Source organism: Mesorhizobium sp. RSR565B (assembly GCF_054719465.1).
In genome coordinates this window covers 2,688,966-2,712,931 of the sequence record NZ_JBTTIE010000001.1, presented here as the reverse complement: position 1 = coordinate 2,712,931, position 23,966 = coordinate 2,688,966, and the positions used below count along the sequence as shown (strand labels likewise).

Here is a 23,966-nt window from a genome sequence, read left to right as displayed (position 1 = left end):
GGTTGGCTGACAGCTACGGGCGGCTTTGGCCGCTTACTCCGCGGGAGCAAACCCTCTCTCCTGCGGCGCGACGCGCTTCGGCCCGAAGATGACGAAGCCGATGACCGACAGGGCGAGAACGCCGATCCCGCAATAGAGCATGACCCAGCCGAAACCATTGACCAGCGCGGCATGCACGATGGCGCCGGATGGGCCGAGGGCTGCGAGCTTCGGCGTCCCCTGCGCAAGGCCCTCCAGATTGCCGGTAGCGACCCTTTCCGCCAGTGCCCGCAACTCATCCGGCTCCAAAGCCGCGCCGAGTGTGGCCCGCAGGTGGGAAACGATACCTTGCGTCAGCAGCAGGCCGAGCACCGCGATGTTGATAGCGAGCGTGATCAGGCGTGCGCTGATGTCGATGCCGGACGCCATGCCGGCACGATCCGGCGATACCGCGCCGGTCGTGGTATTGGTGGTCGGCGAATTGGTGAGACCGATGCCTATGCCGGCAATCAGCGTGCCCGGCAGCATGGTCAGCCAGGTGGCGCCCTCGAGCCTGGAGCCGATCCACATGGCGATGAAACCGATCCCTAGCGTCAGCAGACCGAGCGGGATGGCAATTCGTGCCTGATAGCGCGCGCGAATGCGCTCGGCGATCGGCGGCATCACCATGAAGGGCAGCGTGTAGACGAGCAACAGCAGGCCGGTCGTCGTGCTGTCGTAGCCGAGAACGCCGGAATAATAGATCGGCAGATAGATGATGAACGGCCAGTAGCTGAAATTCATGCCGATGGCGCCCATGATCGCGCCGGAAAACTGGCGGATGCGGAACACGGAGAAATCGAACATCGGATAGGGATTGACCCTCTCGGCGACAAGGAAAGCGATGAACGCAGCCACGGAGGCTGATATCACGCCGATGCGGGCGCTGGTCCCGAGATCCGCACCCTGCGTAATCAGATAGGAGAAGCCGAACACAGAAGCCGACAGCGTCAGCATGCCGGCCCAGTCGAGCTTCTGGGCATTGTGATCGCGCGATTGCGTGACACCGGCGCCGATAAAGGCGAGCGCCAGGAGCGCCAGCGGCACGTGGATGAGGAACACCCATTGCCAGTTCGACAGCGCCACGATCAAGCCACCGATGGCGGGCCCGAAACCGAGCCCGATGCCTGAGACGACGCTCCAGGCGACGAAAGCCTTGCCGCGTTCGCGGCCATCCTGGAACTGATGCGACAGCACGGCGACGCTGCAGGTCAGCATCGCGCCGCCGGCGAGGCCTTGCAGGAAGCGGGCGGCGATCAGCAGCGCCGCACTCGGAGCCAGGCCGCACAGCAGCGAGGCGAGGCCGAAGGCGACGGTGGTGATCACCATCACGCTCTTGCGGCCGAAACGGTCGGCCAATGTCCCTGTCGCCATCAGCACCGTGGTGCAGGCAATGGTGTAGGCGTTCATGATCCATTGCAGGTCTTTGAAATCGGCGGCGAGCACGCTTTCGAGTTTCGGCAGGATCACCGGCACGCTGGAGATTTCGAGCCCGAACAAGAGCGACGCCAAGCACACGCCGGTGAGCGCGATGGTGTTTCGTTGAATTGGCATATCGATCTCTTTCCATCCGAGCATGAGGCGCTCTTCAAACCGCGACCAGTTTGACATAGAGGAGACTTGACCATGAAAAAAGACTATGCTCGGCTATATCAGAAATGACAAAATCGAATAGTTGGCCAATGGAGTGCTGCGATGACCAGTCTTGATGTGGACGCCGTACGAACCTTTGTGATGGTGGCCGATCTGCAGAGCTTCACCCAGGCGGCATCGGCGCTGGGCAGCACGCAGGCGACGATCAGCGTCAAGCTGCGCCGCCTTGAGGAGAAGCTCGGCGCGCGATTGATCGAAAGAACGCCGCGCCGCGTCAGCCTGTCGGCACGAGGCGCCGTCTTCCTCCCCGCCGCGCGTGACTTCCTTGCCGCGCACGAGCGCGCCATGGCGGAGTTTGCGTCAGCACCGTGCCGGCTTGCGCTCGGCTTTGTCGATCATGCCGCCGGTCCGGCGCTGTCCATTCTGATTGCCCAGCTCCATGCGCACGATCCATCGCTGACGCTCAGTTTGAGGATCGACACCAGCACGGTGCTCAAGGAAGCTTTCGATCACGGCGAGCTCGACGCAGTCATCGTGCACCGCGAAGGCGACAGCCGTCCTGGCCGGACCTTGTCGCGCAACCACTATGGCTGGTTCGCCGCACCTTCCTTCGAGTGGCAGCGCGGAACGCCGTTGCGCCTCGCGCTCTTAAGCACCGTGTGCAACTGTCCGGATCGTGTGCGTGCGCTCGAGGCGCTGGACAAAGCAGGCATCGCCTGGGAGGAGGCCTTCGTCGGCGGCGGCGGCGCGGCCGTCAACATTGCGATATCGGCGGGCTTTGCCGTTTCGGCGCTGGCTCACTGCGTCGCTCCGCCCGGCCTGATCGAGGTTGGCCGCAAGCTCGGCCTGCCGTCGCTTGACCCCTCCGAAGTGGTCCTGCATTCGCACAATCTGGCGCCGCGGGCGCGTGACGCGCTGCAAATGCTGGCGACCGCATTTCGCGAGTACAATTCGCCGGTGGATTAGGCGATGGTGTTTCCGATCTGATTCCGCTGGAATCCGATAAGGCTTTGGAGGAACCGAAATGACCGAGATCACCGTCCGCCCGCTGGCGCTGGCCGACCATGCCGACTGGCGGCGGCTGTGGACTGCCTACCTCACCTTCTACGAGACCAAGCTGCCGGACGAGGTCTACGACATCACCTGGAAACGACTGTTCACGGAAGGTGAATTCGAACCGAAGGGGTTTATCGCCACGCTCGACGGCAAGGCGGTCGGCCTGACCCATTATCTCTATCACCGCTCCGGCTGGTCGGAGAAAAACAACTGCTACCTGCAGGACCTGTTCGCCGACCCCGACGTGCGCGGCAAGGGCATCGGTGCGGCCCTCATCGAAGCGGTGACGCAGGAAGCCGGCAAGATCGGCGTCAAGAACGTCTACTGGATGACCCACGAAACCAACGCCACCGCGCGCAAACTCTACGACCATGTCGCGCGGCGGACGGGCTTCATCGAGTATGATCTGCTATGATGCGAGCGCGATCGAAATAACGCGGAAGGAGCCGAATGATCCGCTATGTCGGAATCGTGGATGGCAGTGACGGCGTTTGGGGAGTGCGGATGCCCGATCTCGCCGGCTGCCACGGGGCCGGCGCAAACCCGGCTGAAGCGATAGCCGATGCCGCGTCGGCTATGCGCGAATGGGGCGGAAGCCCGCATCGCAAAGCACTTGCCCATGCCCAACCCACGTACTGTGGCAAATCTTCTGCAATCCGGCGAAATCGGCAGTGCCCGTGGCGACTCCGCCGTGACCGTTCGGCATAGATAACGGCCAACCATGTTCCTCCCCTTCTTTCTCGAACTAAAGGCCGCGCGGGTTCCCGTTTCGCTCAGGGAATATCTGTCGCTGCTGGAAGGGCTGGAGGCCGGGCTGGTCGACTATGACGTCCAGGGTTTTTACTACCTCGCCCGCGCCGCGCTTGTGAAGGACGAACGCCATATCGACCGCTTCGACCAGGTGTTTGCGCATGTCTTCAAGGGGATCGAGGCGCTCACCGGCCCCGATGCCGTCGGTGTCGCCAACATCCCTGAGGAATGGCTGCGCCGGCTCGCCGAAAAGCACCTGACCGAGGAAGAGAAGAAACTGATCGAGGCGCTCGGCGGTTTCGACAAGCTGATGGAGACACTGAAGCAGCGGCTGGAGGAGCAGAAAGGCCGCCACCAGGGCGGCTCGAAATGGATCGGCACCGGCGGCACTTCGCCTTTCGGCGCCTATGGCTACAATCCCGAAGGCGTGCGCATCGGCCAGCATGAAAGCCGCAATCGCCGTGCGGTGAAAGTCTGGGACAAGCGCGAGTTCAAAAACTTCGACGACGCCGTCGAGCTCGGCACCCGCAACATCAAGGTGGCGCTGAAGCGCCTGCGTCGCTGGGTGCGCGAGGGTGCGGAGGAAGAGTTCGACCTGCCCGGCACCATCCATGCCACCGCCGAGCACGGCTATCTCGATGTGCAGACGCGCCCCGAACGGCGCAACGCCGTGAAGCTCTTGATGTTCTTCGATGTCGGCGGCTCGATGGACGACCACATCAAAAGCGTCGAGGAGCTGTTTTCGGCCGCCCGCGCCGAATTCCGCCAGCTCGAATATTTTTACTTCCACAACTGCCTTTACGAGGGCGTCTGGAAGGACAACCGGCGCAGGCATGCCGAGACCATCCCGACCTTCGATCTGCTTCACAAATACGGCCCCGACTACAAGGTGATCGTCGTCGGCGATGCCTCGATGAGCCCTTACGAGATCGCGCATCCCGGCGGTTCGGTCGAGCATTGGAACCCGGAAGCCGGCAGTGTCTGGCTTGACCGCCTCATCCAGCAATGGCCGAATGCGGTCTGGCTGAACCCCGAAAATCAGAAAAACTGGGGCTTCACCCATTCGATCGCGATGATCCGCGATCTCTTCGGCGGCCGCATGTTCCCACTGACGCTGGCCGGGTTGGAAGCCGCGACGAAGCAGCTCTCACGCAAGCGTTGATATGAGAGGAAAACCGATGACCTGCTTTCTTTGCCCGCAATGCGGCGTCCAGTTCGCGGCAACGCAGACCCCTCCAGAAAATTGCCCGATCTGCGAGGACGAGCGGCAATATGTGCGCTGGGAAGGCCAGGCCTGGACCACTGGGGAAGAACTCTCTGCCGGGCATAGGCTTGTGATGAAGGACGATGCCGGCGTTCTCGCTTTCGGCATCGAGCCGCGCTTTGCTATCGGCCAGCGGGCGCTGCTGGCGCAGACGCCGCACGGCAATGTGCTGTGGGATTGCATCTCGATGGTGAGCGACGAGGCGGTAGCCGAAATCAACCGTCGCGGCGGCCTGGCCGCGATCGCCATTTCGCACTGCCACTATTATTCGGTGATGGTCGAGTGGAGCGAGGCGTTTGGCGGCGTGCCGATCTATCTCCATGCCGACGACCGCCAGTGGATCATGCGGCCGCACAACGCCATCGTCAGCTGGGCGGGCGAGACGCTGGCCATAAACCCGTCGCTGACACTCGTGCGTTGCGGTGGCCATTTTGCCGGCGGCCAGGTGCTGCATTGGAAACGCGATGACGGTAACGCCCTGCTGTCCGGCGACATATTGCAGGTGACGCCGACGCGTCGCCATGTCAGCTTCATGTACAGCTATCCGAACTACATTCCGCTCAATGCGCCGGCCGTGCGACGCATCGCGGCGGCACTTGAGCCTTTCGAATTCGACGACATCTACGGCGCGTGGTGGCAGCAGAACATCATCGGCGGCGCAGGAACGGCATTTCATGCGTCGATCGCCCGCTATCTTCAGGCGATTGGGTAGGAGCTCGGCTGAAAATGCGAGCAAAACACGTAACAAACGCCTATCTCTAAGCGAATATAGCTTGCAACCAACAACAAGCCGCCAAGGCTGAGGAGATCAAATGGACACCCACACCTACCCTGTCACCCGCACCGACGCCGAATGGCGCGCCCGCCTGACGCCCGAGCAATATGCGGTCATGCGCGGCCATGGCACCGAACGGCCCGGAAGCTGCGCCCTGCTCTACGAAAAGCGCGCCGGCACCTTTTCCTGCGTCGGCTGCGACCAGCCGCTGTTCGAATCCAAGCTCAAGTTCGAGAGCGGCACCGGCTGGCCGAGCTTCAATGATCCGGTGCCCGGTTCGGTCGAAAACACCGTCGACCGCAGCTACGGCATGGTCCGCACCGAATGCCACTGCGCCCGCTGCGGCAGCCATCTCGGCCATGTCTTCGAGGACGGCCCGCCGCCGACCGGCCTGCGCTATTGCATCAACGGCGTGGCGCTGAAATTCGAGCCGACGGCTTAAACCGCGGCTTGACCACCATCTTCAAAGGGCGGCTTCGGCCGCCCTTTTTCGTGTCAATCTTCTCAGACAACCACCACCAGGATCAGCCAAAGCGTAGCCCCGAGCGTCATCAACGAAGCCTTGGCGCCACTGGATTTTTCCGTGGTTCGCCAGACGGCAAAGGTCAGAAAGATGTTGTAGGGCACGGGCGCGAAATGCACCGCCAGGACGACGGCGAGCGGCAGCTTCAAGCCGAGCAGAATGAGCGCGGCCACCGACGAGGTGATGTTGATCGCCGTGCCGACAAGGACTAGATCGCGCCAGAACAACCGCTCGACCGGAACCGCGCCTTGCCAGCGCGAGCCGAAGAAGGATCCGATGCTTTGCACCAACACCTAATAGCTATCCCTCTCTCAGCACGTCGGTGACGGCGCGCTCGAAGCGCGAGCATTCCGTCACCAGCCAGTCGGCCATGGCCGGCCAGTTGTCCTCGGCATAGCAGTTCACCCGCCACATCGAATTGATGCCGAGGGCCTCGCAGCTCTGCTCCGGCCTGAGCTTCAGCCTGTCTTCGATTGCCGGTTGGAACGGCTTCAGCCGCGACCAGACCCCGGTCGCGCCGAACTTCTCGTTACGGCCGAAAAAGACGCCAACTTGGCTTTGCGCCGGCGCGACATACATGGACAGGACCAGAGCGAAGTCGGGCAGCCCGCGCTGCCAGAACCAGGGTCCGCGCCGCGCCATGGAAGCGCGTTCCTCCGGATGCCGTTCGGCGAACAGCGCCCAGAAGCTGCGTTGGCGGAATTCAGAGGCGCGGCGGGCGCCGAAGTCGAATTCGCTCATGGTTCGATGCCCGTTCCAGCATCATTCCTTGGCCCGAGACTGTTTCGAAATTCGCTCCGGCGATATCAACCGGAGTAGAATTTCCACACAGCCTTACACCATGCCGAGCGCGGCCTTGTAGAGATCGAGGATGGTTTCCTCTTCCTGGCGCTCGGCCTGGTCCTTCTTGCGCAGCCGGATGATCGACCGCATCGCCTTGGTGTCGAAGCCGGTGCCCTTGGCCTCGGCGAACACTTCCTTGATGTCGTCGGCGATGGTCTTCTTTTCTTCCTCGAGCCGCTCGATGCGCTCGATGAAGGCGCGCAACTGGCCGGCGGCAACAGTCTGGCTGGTATCTGTGATGTCGTCGGCCATGTTTTTTCTCCGCTACTTTTTAACCACCGCGATTCTGGCGCGGTAAATTGGGAGCGGGTTCGATGCCCGAGCAGGCGCGGCGGGTCAAGCCATTATCGGCGCTTCGTGAACGGCTGCTGCCAGCCGTCCCCAGTGTGATGGATCCGCGCGTCAGCCAAACGCGATCAACAGATCCTTCGCATCGATCTGATCGCCGGCCTTGACCAGCACTTCGGCCACTGTGCCGTCGCGCTCGGCATGCAGGGCCGTCTCCATCTTCATGGCTTCGATCGACAACAGCACGTCGCCGGCCTTGACCGCTTGGCCGGCGGCAACCGAAAGGGCGGAGACCACGCCCGGCATCGGCGCGCCGACATGCGCCTCGTTGCCGGGCTCGGCCTTGCGCCGAGCCTTGGCCGCCGAGGCGCCATGCGCCCTGTCCGGCACCCGGACACGGCGCGGCTGGCCGTTGAGCTCGAAGAACACGGTGACCATGCCCTTCTCATCGACGTCGCCGATCGCAAGGCAGCGCACTACAAGCGTCTTGCCTTTTTCGATGTCCAGGAAGATCTCGTCTTCGGACTTCATGCCGTAGAAATAGGTCGGCGTCGGCAGCACACTGACCGGCCCGTAGGTTTCCTGCGCGGCGGCGAAGTCGGTGAACACCTTCGGATACATCAGCCAGGAGGCGAATTCGTACTCCGAGAGCTTGCGCACCAGCTTCTGCTCGATCTCCTTGCGGCTGGCCTTGAGGTCGGCTGGCTTGAGCAGCGAGCCCGGGCGCTCGGTGATCGGCTTGCTTTCCTTCAGTGCCTTCTTCTGCAGCTTCGCAGGCCAGCCACCGGGCGACTGGCCGAGATCGCCGCGCAGCATCGAGACGACCGAGTCCGGGAAGGCGATGTCCTTGGCTGGGTTTTCGACGTCGGCAACGGTCAGATCCTGGCTCACCATCATCAGCGCCATGTCGCCGACCACCTTGGACGACGGCGTCACCTTGACGATGTCACCGAACATCAAATTGACGTCGTGATAGGCTTGTGCCACCTCGTGCCAACGCGTTTCCAGCCCCAGCGAACGCGCCTGTTCCTTGAGGTTGGTGAACTGGCCGCCCGGCATTTCGTGCAGATAGACTTCCGAGGCTGGCCCCTTGAGGTCGCTTTCGAAGGCGGCATACTGGTTGCGCACCGCTTCCCAGTAGAAGGAGATTTTGCGGATCCATTGCGGATCGAGGCCGGGATCGCGCTCGGTTCCCTTCAGCGCCTCGACGATCGAGCCCAGGCAAGGCTGCGAGGTGTTGCCGGAGAAGGAATCCATCGCCGCGTCGATGGCGTCGACGCCGCTTTCCACGCCGGCCAGCACCGTCGCCGCCGACAGGCCTGACGTGTCGTGGGTGTGGAAATGGATCGGCAGGTCGGTCGCCTCGCGCAGCGCCTTGAACAGCACGCGGGCGGCAGCCGGCTTCAAAAGCCCGGCCATGTCCTTGACGGCGATGATATGGGCGCCGGCTGCCTGCAATTCCTTCGCCAACCCGACATAGTATTTAAGGTCGTATTTGGCGCGCGCCGGATCGAGGATGTCGCCGGTGTAGCAGATCGCCGCTTCGACCAGCTTGCCCTCCGCGCCCACCGCGTCCATGGCGACGCGCATATTCTCGACCCAGTTCAGGCAGTCGAAGACGCGGAACAGGTCGACCCCACCGGCCGCTGCCTGGCTGACGAAATGTTGCACGACATTGTCGGGATAGTTGGTGTAGCCGACGCCATTGGCGCCGCGCAGAAGCATCTGCAGCAAAAGGTTGGGGGCCGCTTCGCGCACTTTGCTCAACCGCTCCCACGGATCCTCGGTGAGGAAGCGCATGGCGACGTCGAAAGTGGCGCCGCCCCAGCATTCCAGCGACAGCAGCCGCGGCAGCGCGCGCGCATAGGTACCGGCAATGCCGGCAATGTCATGCGTGCGCATGCGGGTGGCGAGCAGCGACTGGTGACCGTCGCGCATCGTCGTGTCGGTGACAAGCACCTCTTTTTGCTCACGCATCCAGGCAGCGAATTTCTCCGGCCCCAACGCGTCTAGCTTCTGCTTGCTGCCATCAGGCACATTGCCGTTGAGATAGGGCACGACAGGCGCTGCCGCATCGGTCTTGGGCATCGGTCGGCCGCGGGTTTCGGGATGGCCGTTGACGCTGACGTCGGCCAGATAGTTGAGCAGCTTGGTGGCGCGGTCCTGCCGCTTCACCTGCGCGAACAGCTCCGGCGTCGTGTCGATGAACCTGGTCGTGTAGGAATTGTCGGCGAAGCGCGGGTGGTTGATGATTGCCTCGAGGAAGGTGAGGTTGGTGGCCACGCCGCGGATGCGGAACTCGCGCAGGGCCCGATTCATGCGGGCGATCGCCTCGGCCGGTGTCGGCGCCCAGGCAGTCACCTTCTCCAGCAGCGGATCGTAGAAGCGGGTGATGACCGCGCCCGAATAGGCGGTGCCGCCGTCGAGGCGGATGCCGAAACCGGCGGCTTCGCGATAAGCGGTGATGCGGCCGTAGTCCGGAATGAAACTATGCTCCGGATCCTCGGTCGTGATGCGGCACTGCAGCGCATGACCGTTCAGCCTGATGTCGGCCTGCGCCGGCACGCCCGACTCTTTCGTGCCGATGGCAAAGCCGTCCAGTATGTGGATCTGCGCCTTGACGATGTCGATGCCGGTCACCTGCTCGGTGACGGTGTGCTCGACCTGGATGCGCGGATTGACCTCGATGAAGTAGAATTTGCCGGTGTCGGCGTCCTGCAGGAATTCCACCGTACCGGCGCCGATATAGCTGGTCTCGCGCGCGATCTTGAGCGCATAGCCGCAAAGCTCCTGGCGCAATGCCTCGCTGAGATAGGGCGCCGGCGCCCGTTCGACGACCTTCTGGTTGCGGCGCTGGATCGAGCAGTCGCGCTCGAATAGATGTACAGCGTTGCCATGCGTGTCGCCGAGCACCTGGACCTCGACATGGCGAGCGCGCTCGATCAGCTTTTCGAGATAGACCTCGTCCTTGCCGAAGGCGGCCTTGGCCTCGCGCTTGCCTTCCATCACCTCGCGGGCGAGGTCGGCTTCCGCGCGGATGGCGCGCATGCCGCGCCCGCCGCCGCCCCATGATGCCTTGAGCATCACCGGATAGCCGACTGTCTTGGCGAGCTGCTTGACTGCTTCCATGTCGTCCGGCAGCGGTTCGGTTGCCGGCACCACCGGCACGCCGACCTCAATGGCCAGATTGCGCGCGGCGACCTTGTTGCCGAGCCGGCGCATCGTGTCGGGCTTCGGCCCTATGAAAGTGATGCCGGCCTCGGCGCAGGCATCTGCGAATTCAGGGCTTTCCGACAGGAGGCCATAGCCCGGGTGGATGGCGTCGGCGCCGGACAGTCTGGCGACCCGGATCACTTCCTCGATCGACAGATAGCTTTCGATCGGCCCCATGTCCCTGGCCAGATGCGGCCCGCGCCCGACCTGGTAGCTTTCATCGGCCTTGAACCGATGAAGCGAATATTTGTCCTCCTCGGCCCAGATCGCCACGGTTTTGAGGCCGAGCTCGTTGGCCGCGCGAAAGACGCGGATGGCAATTTCGGACCGGTTGGCGACGAGGATCTTCGTGATGGCCAAGGAAGCAGGCTCCGGACAGGAGGGTGGGGCAGAGGCATGATTAACGCGAAAATGCTGCAGTGCAACCAAAATCGGGGAGAGGTTAAACCGATTTAAATGCGATTCTAGCACCACCGATCGAAAAGATGCGTGCGATTGGCGTCGCGAGGTGACGCTAATTGTCGTGCCCGCACAAATTCGACCCGGCTAGCGGCTTGTCCAGCCACCCTCGCTGCGCCCTGTCACCAAAGAAAAATGCCCGGCGCGAGCGCCGGGCATTCCATAGAGCTGTGTCCCGAATTACGACTTCGGGAACCAGGAGATCTTGCCGTCCGGACCCTTCTTCCATTCGTACATGATGTAGCCCGGGAGCTTCGGATCGCCCTTCGCGTCATAGGCGAGATCGCCCAGAACGGTCTTGAACGGACCCTTCTCGTGCAGCGCCTTGGCCACTTCCACGGGGTCGTTCGACTTGGCCACGGCAGCGGCCTCGGCGATCACCTGCATGGCGGCGTAGGAGTAGAGAGTGTAGGCTTCCGGCTCGAAGCCCTGAGCGCGGAACTTCTCGACCAGTGCCTTGTTCTCGGGGATCAGGCGCGGATCGGGACCGAAGGTGTTGAGCGTACCGATAACCGCATCGCCGGCGATCGCAGCCAGCTCGTCGGTGACGATGCCGTCGCCCGACATCAGGGTAGCCTTGAGGCCCTGGTCCGCCGACTGGCGGATGATCAGGCCGGCTTCGGTATGCAGGCCGCCCCAATAGATCAGGGTAACACCGGCGTCCTTCATCTTGGCAATCAGCGCCGAGAAGTCCTTGTCGCCGACATTGACGCCTTCGTACATGACTTCGGTCAGGCCGGCTGCGTTCATCGCCTTCTTGGTCTCGTCGGCAAGGCCCTGACCATAGGGGGTCTTGTCGTGGATGACGGCAACCTTGGCGTCCTTGAAGTTGGTCGCGATATAGCCGCCGGCGATGCCGCCCTGCTGGTCATCGCGTCCGCAGGTGCGGAACACGTTCCACAGGCCGCGCTCGGTGAATTTCGGGTTGGTCGCCGCCGGGGTTACTTCGACGATGTTGTTGTCGACGTAGACTTCCTGCGAAACCGGGATCGAGACGCCCGAGTTGAAGTGGCCGATCACGAACTTCACGCCGTCGCCGACGAACTTGTTGCCGACCGAAATGCCCTGCTTCGGATCGGAGACGTCGTCGCCGACTTCGAGCTTGATCTGCTCGCCGTTCATGCCGCCTGCGGCGTTGATGTCGGCAACGGCCGCTTCCGCACCCTTCTGCAGCTGCGCACCGAAGGCCGCATTCGGACCGGTGATCGGACCTGCGACGCCGACGATAACGTCAGCCCATGCATTGCCACCGAACGCGACAAGCGCGGTCAGGGCAACGGCGGACAAAAGTGATTTCTTCATTTAAACGCTCCCATTTACGAGGTGGGCGTGGATGAAACTTTCATGCGATGCCCACCCTTATCGCAGAAAGCGTACTTTGCCGATTTTCAGGCCCTTGTCACGCCGATTCATCCCCGGAACGGCGTTAATGATGAACGTCAACCTTTCGGTTTCCAGCTTAAGATCGAAGCCCGTTCGTAAAGCCAATTATACTGCGTCACCATCTGGTTCGTACGCGTGTATTGATAGCCGACAAACCCCAATATCATGAGCACGATTGTGTCCACGACATAGTATTGCAGCGAAAACATCGTGCCGCCGAACAAGGCATGATGGATGAACCTGATGCCGATGCCGAGGCCCAGCAGATAGGCGAACAGCGCCGGCAGGCTGCGCCATGTCTGGGCGCTGGCCTTGCCGGTCATCCATGCCGCCCAGCCGCCGAGCAGACAGGTGACGAAGAAGAACTGCCAGATGGAAGGTTCCTCGTGAAGAATGCCTTGCATGATGAAGACTCCCTAGCATGATCCCGAAAAGTTGCAGACTTTTCGGACAAAGGTCATGCGACAAACAAACAAGTTGGAGCGGAATACCGTATGCATACATTCCGCTCCAAAATCAGTGATGGCCGCCTTCGAGATAGGCCGCCCGCACTTCCGGATTGGCGAGCAATTCCTTGCCTGTGCCGCTCATGGTCACGTTGCCGTTGACCATGACATAGCCGCGCGTGGCGAGTTTGAGCGCGCCGAAGGCGTTCTGCTCGACCAGGAACACGGTCAGCCCTTGCGTGCGGTTCAGCTCGCGGATGGCATCGAAGATCTGCTTGACGATCAGCGGCGCCAGACCCAGCGACGGCTCGTCGAGCAGCAGCAGCTTCGGCCGCGCCATCAGCGCACGTCCGATCGACAGCATCTGCTGCTCGCCGCCCGACAGCGTGCCGCCGCGCTGGGCAATGCGCTCCTTGAGGCGCGGGAACAGCGCGAACACCTTCTCAGCATCTTCGTCATAGTGCTTGAGATTGTCGAGACCGGCGCCCATCTGCAGGTTTTCCATCACCGTCATGCGCGGGAAAATGCGCCTGCCTTCCGGCGACTGCGCAATGCGCATGCGGGCGATCTCGTGCGTCGGCATCTGGGTGATGTCGGTGCCGGCGAAAGTGATTGAGCCGGCACGGGCGCGCGGCGCACCGAAGATGGTCATCATCAGCGTCGACTTGCCGGCACCGTTCGCACCAATCAGCGCGACGATCTCGCCCTGGTTGACGTGGACATCGACGCCGTTCAGCGCCTTGATGTTGCCGTAGTAGGTCTCGACGCCCTTGATGTCGAGGAGCGTTGTCTCGGCCATCACTTACGCCCTCCGCGCGGCTTGCCTGTCGGGGATCTGGTGGCCGCCGGCTTGGACTTGGCCGTTAGACGCTCGGACGGTGCTCTTGGCGCGGAGTTGGCTCTTGTATCGTATTGGGTGGCCTTTGAAGCTCCCTTCGACACTGTGACCCGCTCGCCCTGGCTGTGGCCGATCGTGTCGCTTACCGGGCCGGCGAGATAGGAAGACGATGTGCCTGGTCCGTGAGCCGAATCCGGCCCGATGTCCAGCTGCTCGATGACGTCTTCATCGCCGACCTCGGTCAGCACCGTCTCGACCTCCTCGTCGTCGACGCCGAGATAGGCGGCGATGACGCGCGGGTCGGTACGCACCGATTGCGGGCTGCCGTCGGAAATCTTGCGGCCATATTCAAGCACCACGACATGGTCGGAAATCTGCATGACCACCGACATGTCATGTTCGATCAGCAGGATCGAGGTACTGCTCTTGATGTCCATCAGCAGCGAATTCAGCGCAGCCGACTCCTTCGGATTGAGACCGGCCGCAGGCTCGTCGAGGCACAGAAGTTCGGGCCCTGTGCACATGGCGCGCGCAATCTCGAGGCGCCGCTGCGCGCCATAGGGCAGGTCGCCGGCCGGATCGTCGGCGCGATCGACAAGGTCGGCCTTCTCCAGCCAGTGCTTGGCAAGCTCCACCGATTCAGCCGAGGCTCTGCGGTAGCCGCCGATCCCGAACAGGCCCAGGATCGTGTAGCCGGATGCCTTCATCAGCTTGTTGTGCTGGGCAACCAGCAGATTCTCCAGCAGCGTCATGCCCGAGAACAGGCGGATGTTCTGGAAGGTGCGCGCCACCTTGGCGCGCGCCGGGATCTCATGATTGGGCAGCCGTTCGAGCAGGAAGCTCGAGCCGTCGGCCCGGTTGAGCGTAATCATGCCTTCCGACGGCTTGTAGAAGCCGGTGATGCAATTGAAGACGGTGGTCTTGCCGGCGCCATTGGGTCCGATCAGAGCGGTGATCTCGCCGCGCTTGGCCTGGAACGACAGGTCGCCGATGGCGATCAGGCCGCCGAACTTCATCGAAAGATGCTCGACCTGGAGGATGGCGTCTTTCATACCCGGATTGGTCTTCTGAATGGAGGTCGCGCTCATCAGCCGTGCCCTTCCTTGGTGAAGGAGGAGGAGACCGCTTTTCGTTCACTGAGGAAGGCCGTCGGTTCACGGCTGCCGACAAAGCCGCGCGGCTTCCACAGCATGACGATGACCATCGCCATGCCGAACAAAAGCATGCGGTAAAGCTCCGGCGTGAAATCTTTTCCGAAGACACTTTTCAGGAAATCGAGTTCGCGCAGTGCCTCGGTGCCGCCGATCATCACCAGCGCGGCGACCGCGATGCCGACCAGCGAGCCCATGCCGCCGAGCACCACTATGGCCAGGATGATCGCCGATTCCAGGAAGACGAAGGATTCAGGGCTGACGAAGCCTTGCCGTGCGGCGAAGAAGGCGCCGGCAAAACCGCCGAACATGGCGCCGGTGGCAAAGGCGGTGAGCTTGGTGGTGGTGGTGTTGATGCCAAGCGAGCGGCAGGCAATCTCGTCCTCGCGCAGCGCCTCCCAGGCGCGGCCGACAGGCATGCGCCTGAGCCTGATGGTGACGAAGGCGGTCAGCAGCGCCAGCCCGAGAATCAGATAGTAGAGGAAGATCTTGTAGTAGGCGCTCGACTGGGCAATGTGCAGCACCTTGCCGATATAGTTCGGGTCGGTCGAATTAAACGTCATCAGGCCGAAGAAGGTGACCTTCGGGATGCCGGAGATGCCGGCCGAGCCGTTGGTGACTTCACGCCAGTTGATCAGCACCAGGCGGATGATCTCGCCGAAGGCCAGCGTCACGATCGCCAGGTAATCGCCACGAAGCCTGAGCACCGGAAAGCCGAGCATAACGCCCCAGAAGGCGGCCATGGCGCCGGCGGCGGGCAGCAGGATCCAGAACGACAGGCCGTATTGCGAACCGAGCAACGCATAGGCATAGGCGCCGACCGCGTAAAAGGCGACGTAGCCGAGATCGAGCAGGCCGGCGAGGCCGACGACGATGTTCAGCCCCCAGGCCAGCATCACATAGATCAGGATCTGGATGCCGAAATTGTCGACCCACTTCAACGAGCCCTGCAGGCCGCCGGTTATCGACCACGCGTAGATCGACAGCACCACGACGACGAGGATCGGGTATAGCACCAGCGCCGCAATGCCGAGCTTGGTGAAATTGGCGTGGATGAAGGAGCGGAAATAGAAGATCACGCAAGCGAGCGCGTAAATGACGGCCAATGCGCGCAGGAACTGAAGGTAGCCGGCCAGATCGGGTCCCACCAACACCGGCAGGGCGCTGCCGAACGCAACCAGGACAACCGCCAGCACGACGGCGACGATGAAGGCCGGAAGCAGGAAGAAGCGCGACGCGACGCTCGCCGGCAACAGGCCGGTGGCGACATTGGTGATCTTCTGATTGGCCATGAACGGCTGGCCATATGCAATGTAGAAGAAGCGGCCAAGCATGGTCAGCACGACCACGGTGATGAGCAGCAACCAGCGCTGCACCAGGATCAGCTGGTTGCTTATGTTCTGGTCGGTCTTCAGGCCGATGAAGAGAATGAACAACCCCAGCGAGATGGCGCCGGCATAGAACGCTTCGCGCAATGCACGCTGCACGGGGGAGGCGACGGTGTCGCGCTCCGAGGATACGGAAACCGCCATTGTCTCAGACCTTTTCGACTTCTGGCCGGCCCAAAATGCCGGAAGGCAGGAAGATCAGCACGATCGCCAGGATCGAGAACGCCGCGACGTCCTTGTAGTCGATCGAGAAATACGCCGACCACATGCTCTCGATGAAGCCGATCAAAAGCCCGCCAAGCACCGCGCCCGGCAGAGACCCGATGCCGCCGAGAACGGCCGCGGTGAAGGCCTTGACCCCCGGCACAAAGCCGTCGGAAAAGGCGATGACGCCGTAATACATCAGGAACAACGTGCCCGCGACGGCCGCAAGCGCTGCACCCATGATAAAGGTGATCGAGATCGTACGGTCGACATCGACACCGAGCAGCGCCGCCATCTTGCGGTCCTGCTCGCACGCCCTTTGCGCCCGGCCGAGGGAAGTCCTGTTAACCAGGTACCAGAACAGCGCCAGCAGCAGGGCGGTGACGACGACGATGATGATCTGCTTCAGCGACACGCTGATGCCGTTGATGTTGTAGACTTGGCTGACCATCGGCGGGATCGGCTTGTTGCGCGGGCCTTGCGTCACCTGGATGAAGTTCGACAGCGCGATCGACATGCCGATGGCGGTGATCAGCGGCGCCAGCCGGAACGAACCGCGCAGCGGCCGGTAGGCCACCTTCTCGATCGTCCAGTTGTAGAGGCTGGTGAGCAGCATCGCCACGATCATCATGATCAGCAGCGCCAGGACGACCGGCACTGAATAGAACAAGGAGCCGAGGATGAGGAAGACGACGAGGGCGGCGAATGCCCCGACCATGAAAATGTCGCCGTGGGCGAAGTTGATCATGCCGATGATGCCGTAGACCATCGTGTAGCCGATTGCGATCAGCCCATAGATCGATCCCAGCGTCAGCCCATTGATAAGCTGCTGGACAAAGTACTGCATGTGTACATGGCTCCCCTGGAATGTCGCCCATGCAGACGCATTCCTTTTCGTATTTCCCCTAGTCGTAAAGTTTCGAGCCCGGATTGCAACGTGATTTTTCAAACGTCGAGCGTGTTTTGCCGGCACGCCTTCCGATTGCCCGTTTTTTTGCTCCCGACCCCTGGACTATCGCGGACCCTATCATTGGCATAACGCAATGTCTTTGACGATTCAGCCGGACCAGGCACATCATTTCGAAGAATTCGCCGTCAAGAATGGGTGGTGAGACGAATCGTTGCATTTTGGAGAGGGATCGTTGTTTGGCCACATTCCTTTCCGCGGGGGCAAGATTCCTGCTGTTGGCCTCAAGCCATGGCCGCCGGGCAGGGAAGCGCTGCCGTCTGCGATCAATAAGCTGGTCCACCTCCTCGCTGAGCGCATGCCGTTCGGTACCGTTCAGCGGCGGGTTGATGCACGGCGCAACTGCGACAAGGGATACTACCTGACCGTGTCAGCGAACGCCTCGACCGCTGCACTAACCTTTGCCGACTGGTTTCGCCGTGAGGTCTGGGTCGGGCCGGATGATCAGCACCCGGCAAGCTCACTTGACGACGAACCCGTGCGCGAACGGATCGCGGTCGTCGATGAAGATGGTGTTCAGGCCGGTCATCCGCGCCCAGCCGCCGATCGAGGGAATGATGGCCGGCTTGCCGGCAACAGTGACGTCCCTCTCGACCTTGCCCTTGAACAGCGAGCCGATGATCGATTCGTGGACAAAACTGTCGCCGGCCTTGAGCTTGCCCTTGGCATGGAGCTGCGCCATGCGCGCCGAGGTGCCGGTGCCGCAAGGTGAGCGGTCGATCGCCTTGTCGCCATAGAAGACCGCGTTGCGCGCATCCGCGCCCGCCACTGTCGGCTCGCCGGTCCACAGCATGTGGGACAGCCGGTTGATGCCGGGGTTTTCCGGATGCACGAACGAGTACTTCTCGTTGAGCCGCTGCCGCACCACAGGGCTCCAGGCGACGAAATCGCCGGCGGAATAATCAGCCATGTCGCGAAAATTCGCCTGCGGCTCGACGATTGCGTAAAAATTGCCGCCATAGGCGACATCGACGGTGATCTCGCCAAGCTGCGGGCAGTCGACCGTCAGTCCCTCGGCATAAAGGAAGGACGGTACATTGGTGATGCGCACCTCCTCGACATAGTCGCCGACTTGCTTGTATTCGGCGATAACCAGCCCGGCCGGTGTGTCGAGCCGGAGCACGCCGGGTGTCTTCGGCTTGATCAGCCCATGTTCAATGGCCATCGTCACCGTGCCGATCGTGCCGTGGCCGCACATCGGCAGGCAGCCCGACGTCTCGATGAACAGGATGGCTATGTCGCAATCCTCGCGCGTCGGCGGATAGAGGATCGAGCCCGACATGACATCGTGGCCGCGCGGCTCGAACATCAGCCCGGTGCGGATCCAGTCATACTCCGCCAGGAAATGCGCCCGCCGCTCCATCATCGTCGACCCCTCGAGCAAGGGACCGCCGCCGGCGACCAGCCGCACCGGATTGCCGCAGGTATGGCCGTCGATGCAAAAGAAGGATTTTTTGGCCATGATTTCCTCGAACTCAAAACCGTTGCGGGCTGAAGGGAGCAAGATCGATCGGCGAAGTCTGCCCGAGAACAAGATCGCGGATCAAGCGGCCGGTGGCCGCCGCCTGGGTCAGGCCGAGATGGCCATGGCCGAAGGCGTAGACAACGTTGGGCGCGGTTCGCGCCGTGCCGATCACCGGCAGCGAATCCGGCAGCGACGGGCGATAGCCCATCCATTCGCGGCCACCTGACGCGTCCAGCCCCGGAAGGAACTGTCTGGCTTTTTCCAGCATGGCCTTCGAGCGCGCAAAATTCGGCGGCCGGTCGAGACCGCCCAACTCGACGGCGCCGCCGACGCGCAAGCCCGTGTCGAGTGGCGTGATGACGAAGCCATGGCCGGAAAAGATCAGCATCCGCTGCACGTCGAAAGCGGTCTTCGGCAGTGTGGTGTTGTAGCCGCGCTCGGTTTCGAGCGGGATGGTGTCGCCAAGCGCCTTCGCCAGCCGATGCGACCATGCCCCGGCGGCCACGACAAGATGTCTTGCCTGCCTGGTCGTGCCGTCGGTCAGCGCCAGCGTCGCGCCATCAGGATTGGCGGCGACGCGCTCTATGCGCGCCTTTTCGAAACGCGCGCCCAACCCTTCGGCATAGGCCCACACCCCCTTGCCGAGCAGTTTCGGATCGGCGACGGTCTTCCAGCCCGGCACGAAGGTGCCCTTGATGAAGCGCGGCGACAGTCCCGGCTGCAGCCGCGCCAGTTCGTCGCCTTCGACATGGCGAAAGCCGATGCCGAAGCGCTCGCGCGCCGCCCAGCCCGGCAGCCCGGCCTGAAATTCGGCCTCGCTTTCATAAAGCTCCAGCGAGCCGTCCTCGCGCAGCATCAGCCGCGTGCCGGAACGGTCGAGCAGGCCCATCCATTCAGCCTCGGCGAGCTTCATCATGCCTGCCTGAGCAGCAAGGCTCGCCTCATATTTTTCTGGTGCGCCAGCGCGCCAGAAGCGCAACAGCCAAGGCAACAGCTTCGGCAAGTAGGCCGGCGGGATGCTGAGTGGCCCGAGCGGATCGGCAAGCCATTTCGGCAAGTGCCTCATCATGCCCTTATGCGCCAGCGGCAGCACGTCGGAGAAGGCGAAGGCGGCGGCATTGCCGGAGCTCGTCTCCTCGCAGATGCCGGTGCGGTCGAAGACCGTGACGCTGCGCCCGGCCTCGGCCAGCATGGCCGCCGCGCAGATGCCGACAATGCCGCCACCGACAATGGCGATATCTACCCCTTCTCCCCGTTCACGGGGGTGAGGAGTGGTCCGCGAAGCGGTGGAAAAGCCGACTGCTTGGCTTTCCGAACGACGAACGCCCGGAGCGCCAGCGAAGGGCTGCGGGGCCCGAAGGGCGGATGAGGGGCGGCGGCCCTCCTCTGTGTCCCTGGAATTTCCTTGCACGTCGGCGCTGCCCCTCATCTGGCTGCCGCCATCTTCTCCCCGTGCACGTGCACGGGGAGAAGAAAGCCTTCAGAACTGCGGCAGCTTCGGCCGTACCGCCAGCGCGTCCTTGACGATCTTCTCGACCGCTTTGCGGCGCTCGCCCGACAGCGGCTGGCGCGGCATGCGCACGCGGTCATTTGTGTCGATCGCGAGCACTTCGGCAAGCTTGATGTTTTGGACCAGATAGGTCGAGACATCGAGATCGAGCAGCGGCCGGAACCAGCGGTAGATCGAAAGCGCCTCCTCGCGGCGGCCCTGCTTCATCAGCTGGTAGATGGCGACGGTCTCGCGCGGGAAGGCGACGACCAGACCCGCCACCCAGCCGATGGCGCCCACCGACAGCGCCTCGAAGGCGAGATTGTCGACGCCGGTGAACAGATCGTAGCGGTCGCCGAAGCGGTTGATGATCTCTGTCGAGCGGCGGATGTCGTCGGAGGACTCCTTGATGGCGACGAAGCGCTTGTCGGCGGCCAGTTCCTCCATCTGGTCGACGGTGACGTCGACGCGGTAGGCGAGGCGGTTGGAGTAGATCATCACCGGCAGGTCGCCGGCCTGAGCGACGGCGCGCAAGGCGGCGACCGTCTCTTCCGGGTTGGTGTGATAGATCGGGCTCGGCACCACCATCAGCCCGTTGGCGCCTTCCCGGCTCGCGCGCTTTGCGATGCTCGCCGCCTCGCGGGTGCCTGCCTCGTTGACCGTCAGCAGAACCGGCTTGCTGCCGGCAACTTTCTGGGCAGTCTTCAGCACCTCGATTTTTTCGTCATGCGACAGCATCGGGCCTTCGCCGAGCGAACCGCAGACGATGATGCCGTCGCAACCGGCCTCCATCTGCAAAGCAAAGCAGCGCTCCATCTCGGCATGGTCGAGGCGGTCGTCATCAGTAAACTTGGTCGTGACGGCGGGGAAAACTCCGGTCCACATGATCGTCTCTCCATCTGATATATCAGCCGTATATCTGTTGGAAGACCGGCTGTCAACGCGGACCCCGTTGTGATATATGGAAGATATATCAGGAGCCCACCTTTGATATCCAGTGAGACAGCATACCCCGAGCCGGCTGCCGCCAAGGCCTACCATGTACTCGAGCATATGATCGTGACGTTGGAACTGGCGCCGGCGAGCTTTGTCACCGAAGGCGCCCTCATCGAGAAGCTGGCGCTAGGACGCACGCCGGTGCGCGAAGCGATCCAGCGCCTCGCCTGGGAAGGACTGCTCGATGTCAGGCCACGCGCCGGCATCGCCATTGCCCCGCTTCATCCCGGCGACTGGCTGCGCGTGCTGGATGCCAGGCGCGGCGTCGAGGTGGTGCTGGCGCGCTCGGCCGCCCGCTTCGTCACCCGCGAGGCCGCCGACCTGTTTCATGAGGCAGCCCTTGCCATGCAGAAGGCCGTCATCTCGGGCAATGTGCTGGCCTTCATCCAGGCCGACAAGGCGCTCGACGAGGCCTTGGCGATGGCCGCCGACAACCCGTTTGCGGCCCGTCTGGCCGCGCCCCTGCAGACCCACAGCCGCCGCTTCTGGTTCCGCTACAAGGCCGACACAGGACTGGCCGAATCGGCTGAGCACCACGTCGCGCTAATCCGCTCGATCCTGGCTGGTGACGAAGAGGCTGCCGCCAAGGACGCCAAACGCCTTATGGCACTGCTGCGCGGCCATGCCGAAGTGGCCGCCACACGCTGAACTCCGTCTTTGCTCCAGACTTCCGACCGGTCTTTTATCAGGTGCCCGGCAAGACTGCTGCCATAGCCGCCCCGTCCCAGCCTTCGCCAGCCGTGATGATGCAGCTTTGGCCGTGTGTGTCGGTGGCCAGGATGGTCCAGGTGCCCTGGTCGGAGACGAATATCTCAAGCACCACATTTGGGTTCACCAGGCCACGTGCGGCTTGGCTTTCGTGGAACTTCTCGCCGAGCGCCTTGACCAGGTCGGTCCGCGCCGCGCATTGATCGGCTTTGGCCTCGGCGATGCCGGACATCGCGAACACCGCAAAGAATATCGCCGCCACAAGACGTCGTGTCATCTGACACCTCCTTGCGCCAGACGAGAACCCCGGCTGCAACCGGCGCTATTTTGATGGCCTGCACCACGGCAGGAATGCAATTTAAGGCAGATGACAGGCTCTTGGTTCCATCGCTTTAACGTGATGGCCAATGTCGGTTTCGTACAAAGAAAGGCCCGGGACGTTGAACCCGGGCCTTCTTGCCGATCTTCGAAATCGTCCGGTCAGTTCATCGTCGGGATGACGAACTCGGCACCGTCCTTGACGCCGGAGGGCCAGCGCGAGGTCACCGTCTTGGTCTTGGTGTAGAAGCGGAACGCGTCCGGGCCGTGCTGGTTGAGGTCGCCGAAGGACGACGCCTTCCAGCCGCCGAACGTGTAGTAAGCGATCGGAACCGGGATCGGCACGTTGATGCCGACCATGCCGACCTGGACGCGCGAAGCAAAATCACGAGCAGCATCCCCGTCACGGGTGAAGATGGCGACGCCATTGCCCATCTCATGATCGTTGGCGAGCTTGATGGCGCTCTCATAGGTCGGCGCACGCACCACCGACAGCACCGGGCCAAAAATCTCTTCCTTGTAGATGCGCATGTCAGCGGTCACATTGTCGAACAGGCAGCCGCCCATATAGTAGCCATCCTCGTAGCCCTGCATGGAGAAGCCGCGGCCATCGACGACCAGCTTGGCGCCTTCCTTGACGCCGGTGTCGACATAACCCTTGACGCGTTCCAATGCCTGCGCCGTCACCAGCGGGCCGAAATCGGCGGACGAATCCGTCGACGGGCCGACCTTGAGGCTTTCGACACGCGGGATCAGCTTTTCCATCAGCCGGTTGGCGGTGTCGTTGCCGACGGGAACGGCAACCGAGATCGCCATGCAGCGCTCGCCGGCCGAGCCGTAGCCCGCGCCGATCAGCGCGTCGACGGTCTGGTCCATGTCGGCATCGGGCATGATGATCATGTGGTTCTTGGCGCCGCCGAAGCACTGCACGCGTTTTCCCGCCGCCGTGCCGCGCGAATAGATGTAATGCGCGATCGGCGTCGAGCCGACAAAGCCGATAGCCTTGATATCAGGATCGTCGAGGATGGCGTCGACGACATCCTTGTCGCCATTGACGACGTTGAGAACGCCAGCCGGCAGGCCAGCCTCGAGGAACAGTTCGGCGATGCGCATCGGCACGCCAGGGTCACGCTCGGAAGGCTTCAGGATAAAGGCGTTGCCGCAGGCCAGCGCCGGGGCAATCTTCCACAACGGGATCATCGCCGGGAAATTGAACGGGGTGATGCCGGCAACGACGCCAAGCGGCTGGCGCATCGAATAGACATCGATGCCGGGGCCGGCGCCGTCGGTGAACTCGCCCTTCATCATGTGAGGCGCACCGATGCAGACTTCGACCACTTCGAGGCCGCGCTGGATGTCGCCCTTGGCGTCGGCGATGGTCTTGCCGTGCTCGCGCGCCAGGAGATCGGCCAGTTCGTCATAGTCGCGGGCAACCAGTTCAAGAAACTTCATCAGCACGCGCACACGCCGCTGCGGGTTGGTCGCAGCCCATTTGATCTGTGCTTCCTTGGCATTCAGGACAGCCGCACGCAGTTCCGCCGGCGAAGCCAGCGCCACCGTGCCGCGCACCGAGCCGTCCATGGGCTGCATGACGTCCTGCTTGCGCCCGCTGGTCCCGGCGACATGCTTGCCGCCGATGAAATGACCGTATTCGATCATGGTTTCTCTCCCTGAGTTTGTGATGAAGCATTCAACGCCTTTGCAGGCGCGAAGGCAACGCGAGGGGAAACGCAACCGTTGTGCAAAAAATAGACAACGAAGGACGAGTGTGCATTAATTGCCGCAAATTACAGATTGCTGAAAGGCCCGAAGGTTGCGCTCCGTCACACCG

General features: G+C 62.5%; 21 protein-coding genes and 1 pseudogene. 6 read left to right on the top strand and 16 right to left on the bottom strand.

The features are described from left to right. Positions 1-33: 33 nt before the first annotated feature. Complete coding sequence (locus ACYG9R_RS13145) at positions 34-1,572, bottom strand: MFS transporter (protein WP_023736866.1); 1,539 nt, start codon at positions 1,570-1,572, stop codon at positions 34-36. Positions 1,573-1,713: 141 nt separating this feature from the next. On the opposite strand from ACYG9R_RS13145, the gene ACYG9R_RS13140 reads away from it, so the two are divergent. From ACYG9R_RS13140 to msrB, 5 genes are all read left to right on the top strand, one after another. Further along, on the top strand, positions 1,714-2,577 hold the full coding sequence (locus ACYG9R_RS13140) for a LysR family transcriptional regulator (RefSeq protein WP_023824273.1): 864 nt from the start codon (positions 1,714-1,716) through the stop codon (positions 2,575-2,577). A gap of 58 nt (positions 2,578-2,635) precedes the next feature. Continuing rightward, on the top strand, positions 2,636-3,082 hold the full coding sequence (locus ACYG9R_RS13135) for a GNAT family N-acetyltransferase (RefSeq protein ID WP_023824274.1): 447 nt from the start codon (positions 2,636-2,638) through the stop codon (positions 3,080-3,082). 306 nt (positions 3,083-3,388) lie between these two features. Next, positions 3,389-4,579: a vWA domain-containing protein gene (locus ACYG9R_RS13130; RefSeq protein WP_023824275.1), complete on the top strand. Its 1,191-nt coding sequence runs from the start codon at positions 3,389-3,391 to the stop codon at positions 4,577-4,579. A 16-nt stretch (positions 4,580-4,595) separates the two neighbouring features. Beyond that, positions 4,596-5,393 (top strand): MBL fold metallo-hydrolase, encoded by a 798-nt coding sequence (locus ACYG9R_RS13125; protein WP_023726160.1) that lies wholly within the window; start codon positions 4,596-4,598, stop codon positions 5,391-5,393. Between the two features lie 100 nt (positions 5,394-5,493). Continuing rightward, positions 5,494-5,898 carry a peptide-methionine (R)-S-oxide reductase MsrB gene (gene msrB / locus ACYG9R_RS13120; RefSeq protein WP_023688927.1) on the top strand — a complete coding sequence of 135 codons (405 nt, stop codon included), beginning with the start codon at positions 5,494-5,496 and terminating at the stop codon, positions 5,896-5,898. Between the two features lie 62 nt (positions 5,899-5,960). Here msrB and ACYG9R_RS13115 read toward each other — a convergent pair whose 3' ends face one another. From ACYG9R_RS13115 to ACYG9R_RS13055, 13 genes and pseudogenes are all read right to left on the bottom strand, one after another. Beyond that, complete coding sequence (locus tag ACYG9R_RS13115) at positions 5,961-6,272, bottom strand: hypothetical protein (RefSeq protein WP_031196451.1); 312 nt, start codon at positions 6,270-6,272, stop codon at positions 5,961-5,963. Positions 6,273-6,279: 7 nt separating this feature from the next. Next, positions 6,280-6,720 (bottom strand): hypothetical protein, encoded by a 441-nt coding sequence (locus ACYG9R_RS13110; RefSeq protein ID WP_023694568.1) that lies wholly within the window; start codon positions 6,718-6,720, stop codon positions 6,280-6,282. Positions 6,721-6,813: 93 nt separating this feature from the next. After that, positions 6,814-7,074, bottom strand: a complete 261-nt coding sequence (locus ACYG9R_RS13105) for a DUF2312 domain-containing protein (RefSeq protein ID WP_023668722.1) — start codon at positions 7,072-7,074, stop codon at positions 6,814-6,816. A gap of 150 nt (positions 7,075-7,224) precedes the next feature. After that, positions 7,225-10,683 carry a pyruvate carboxylase gene (gene pyc, locus ACYG9R_RS13100; protein WP_023824276.1) on the bottom strand — a complete coding sequence of 1,153 codons (3,459 nt, stop codon included), beginning with the start codon at positions 10,681-10,683 and terminating at the stop codon, positions 7,225-7,227. A 279-nt stretch (positions 10,684-10,962) separates the two neighbouring features. Then, positions 10,963-12,084, bottom strand: coding sequence for a branched-chain amino acid ABC transporter substrate-binding protein (locus ACYG9R_RS13095; protein WP_023668720.1), 1,122 nt, complete (start codon positions 12,082-12,084; stop codon positions 10,963-10,965). Positions 12,085-12,221: 137 nt separating this feature from the next. After that, positions 12,222-12,569, bottom strand: coding sequence for a DUF6867 family protein (locus ACYG9R_RS13090; RefSeq protein ID WP_023668719.1), 348 nt, complete (start codon positions 12,567-12,569; stop codon positions 12,222-12,224). Positions 12,570-12,681: 112 nt separating this feature from the next. Beyond that, on the bottom strand, positions 12,682-13,410 hold the full coding sequence (locus ACYG9R_RS13085) for an ABC transporter ATP-binding protein (protein WP_023668718.1): 729 nt from the start codon (positions 13,408-13,410) through the stop codon (positions 12,682-12,684). 17 nt (positions 13,411-13,427) lie between these two features. Next, a pseudogene (locus tag ACYG9R_RS13080) lies at positions 13,428-14,537 on the bottom strand (ABC transporter ATP-binding protein); the annotation flags it as partial. Continuing rightward, positions 14,537-16,132 (bottom strand): high-affinity branched-chain amino acid ABC transporter permease LivM, encoded by a 1,596-nt coding sequence (gene livM, locus ACYG9R_RS13075; protein ID WP_023668716.1) that lies wholly within the window; start codon positions 16,130-16,132, stop codon positions 14,537-14,539. The gene livM and the pseudogene ACYG9R_RS13080, both read right to left, overlap by 1 nt. 4 nt (positions 16,133-16,136) lie before the next feature. After that, a complete protein-coding gene (locus ACYG9R_RS13070) occupies positions 16,137-17,039 on the bottom strand; it encodes a branched-chain amino acid ABC transporter permease (RefSeq protein WP_023668715.1) in 903 nt (300 codons plus the stop codon). Positions 17,040-17,619: 580 nt separating this feature from the next. Further along, complete coding sequence (locus tag ACYG9R_RS13065) at positions 17,620-18,621, bottom strand: 4-hydroxyproline epimerase (protein WP_023693148.1); 1,002 nt, start codon at positions 18,619-18,621, stop codon at positions 17,620-17,622. A gap of 13 nt (positions 18,622-18,634) precedes the next feature. After that, positions 18,635-20,053: an NAD(P)/FAD-dependent oxidoreductase gene (locus ACYG9R_RS13060; RefSeq protein WP_280800232.1), complete on the bottom strand. Its 1,419-nt coding sequence runs from the start codon at positions 20,051-20,053 to the stop codon at positions 18,635-18,637. Positions 20,054-20,104: 51 nt separating this feature from the next. Further along, entirely contained in the window at positions 20,105-20,998 is an 894-nt protein-coding gene (locus ACYG9R_RS13055; protein ID WP_023693150.1) for a dihydrodipicolinate synthase family protein, read from the bottom strand. Positions 20,999-21,067: 69 nt separating this feature from the next. Here ACYG9R_RS13055 and ACYG9R_RS13050 point away from each other — a divergent pair, with 69 nt between their 5' ends. Next, positions 21,068-21,757 carry a GntR family transcriptional regulator gene (locus ACYG9R_RS13050; protein ID WP_373420159.1) on the top strand — a complete coding sequence of 230 codons (690 nt, stop codon included), beginning with the start codon at positions 21,068-21,070 and terminating at the stop codon, positions 21,755-21,757. A gap of 37 nt (positions 21,758-21,794) precedes the next feature. Here the strand turns inward: ACYG9R_RS13050 and ACYG9R_RS13045 are convergent, their stop codons facing one another. Both ACYG9R_RS13045 and ACYG9R_RS13040 read right to left on the bottom strand, forming a co-directional pair. Continuing rightward, on the bottom strand, positions 21,795-22,094 hold the full coding sequence (locus ACYG9R_RS13045; protein ID WP_023693151.1) for a hypothetical protein: 300 nt from the start codon (positions 22,092-22,094) through the stop codon (positions 21,795-21,797). 203 nt (positions 22,095-22,297) lie between these two features. Continuing rightward, entirely contained in the window at positions 22,298-23,794 is a 1,497-nt protein-coding gene (locus ACYG9R_RS13040) for a CoA-acylating methylmalonate-semialdehyde dehydrogenase (protein ID WP_023684131.1), read from the bottom strand. Positions 23,795-23,966 lie beyond the last annotated feature (172 nt).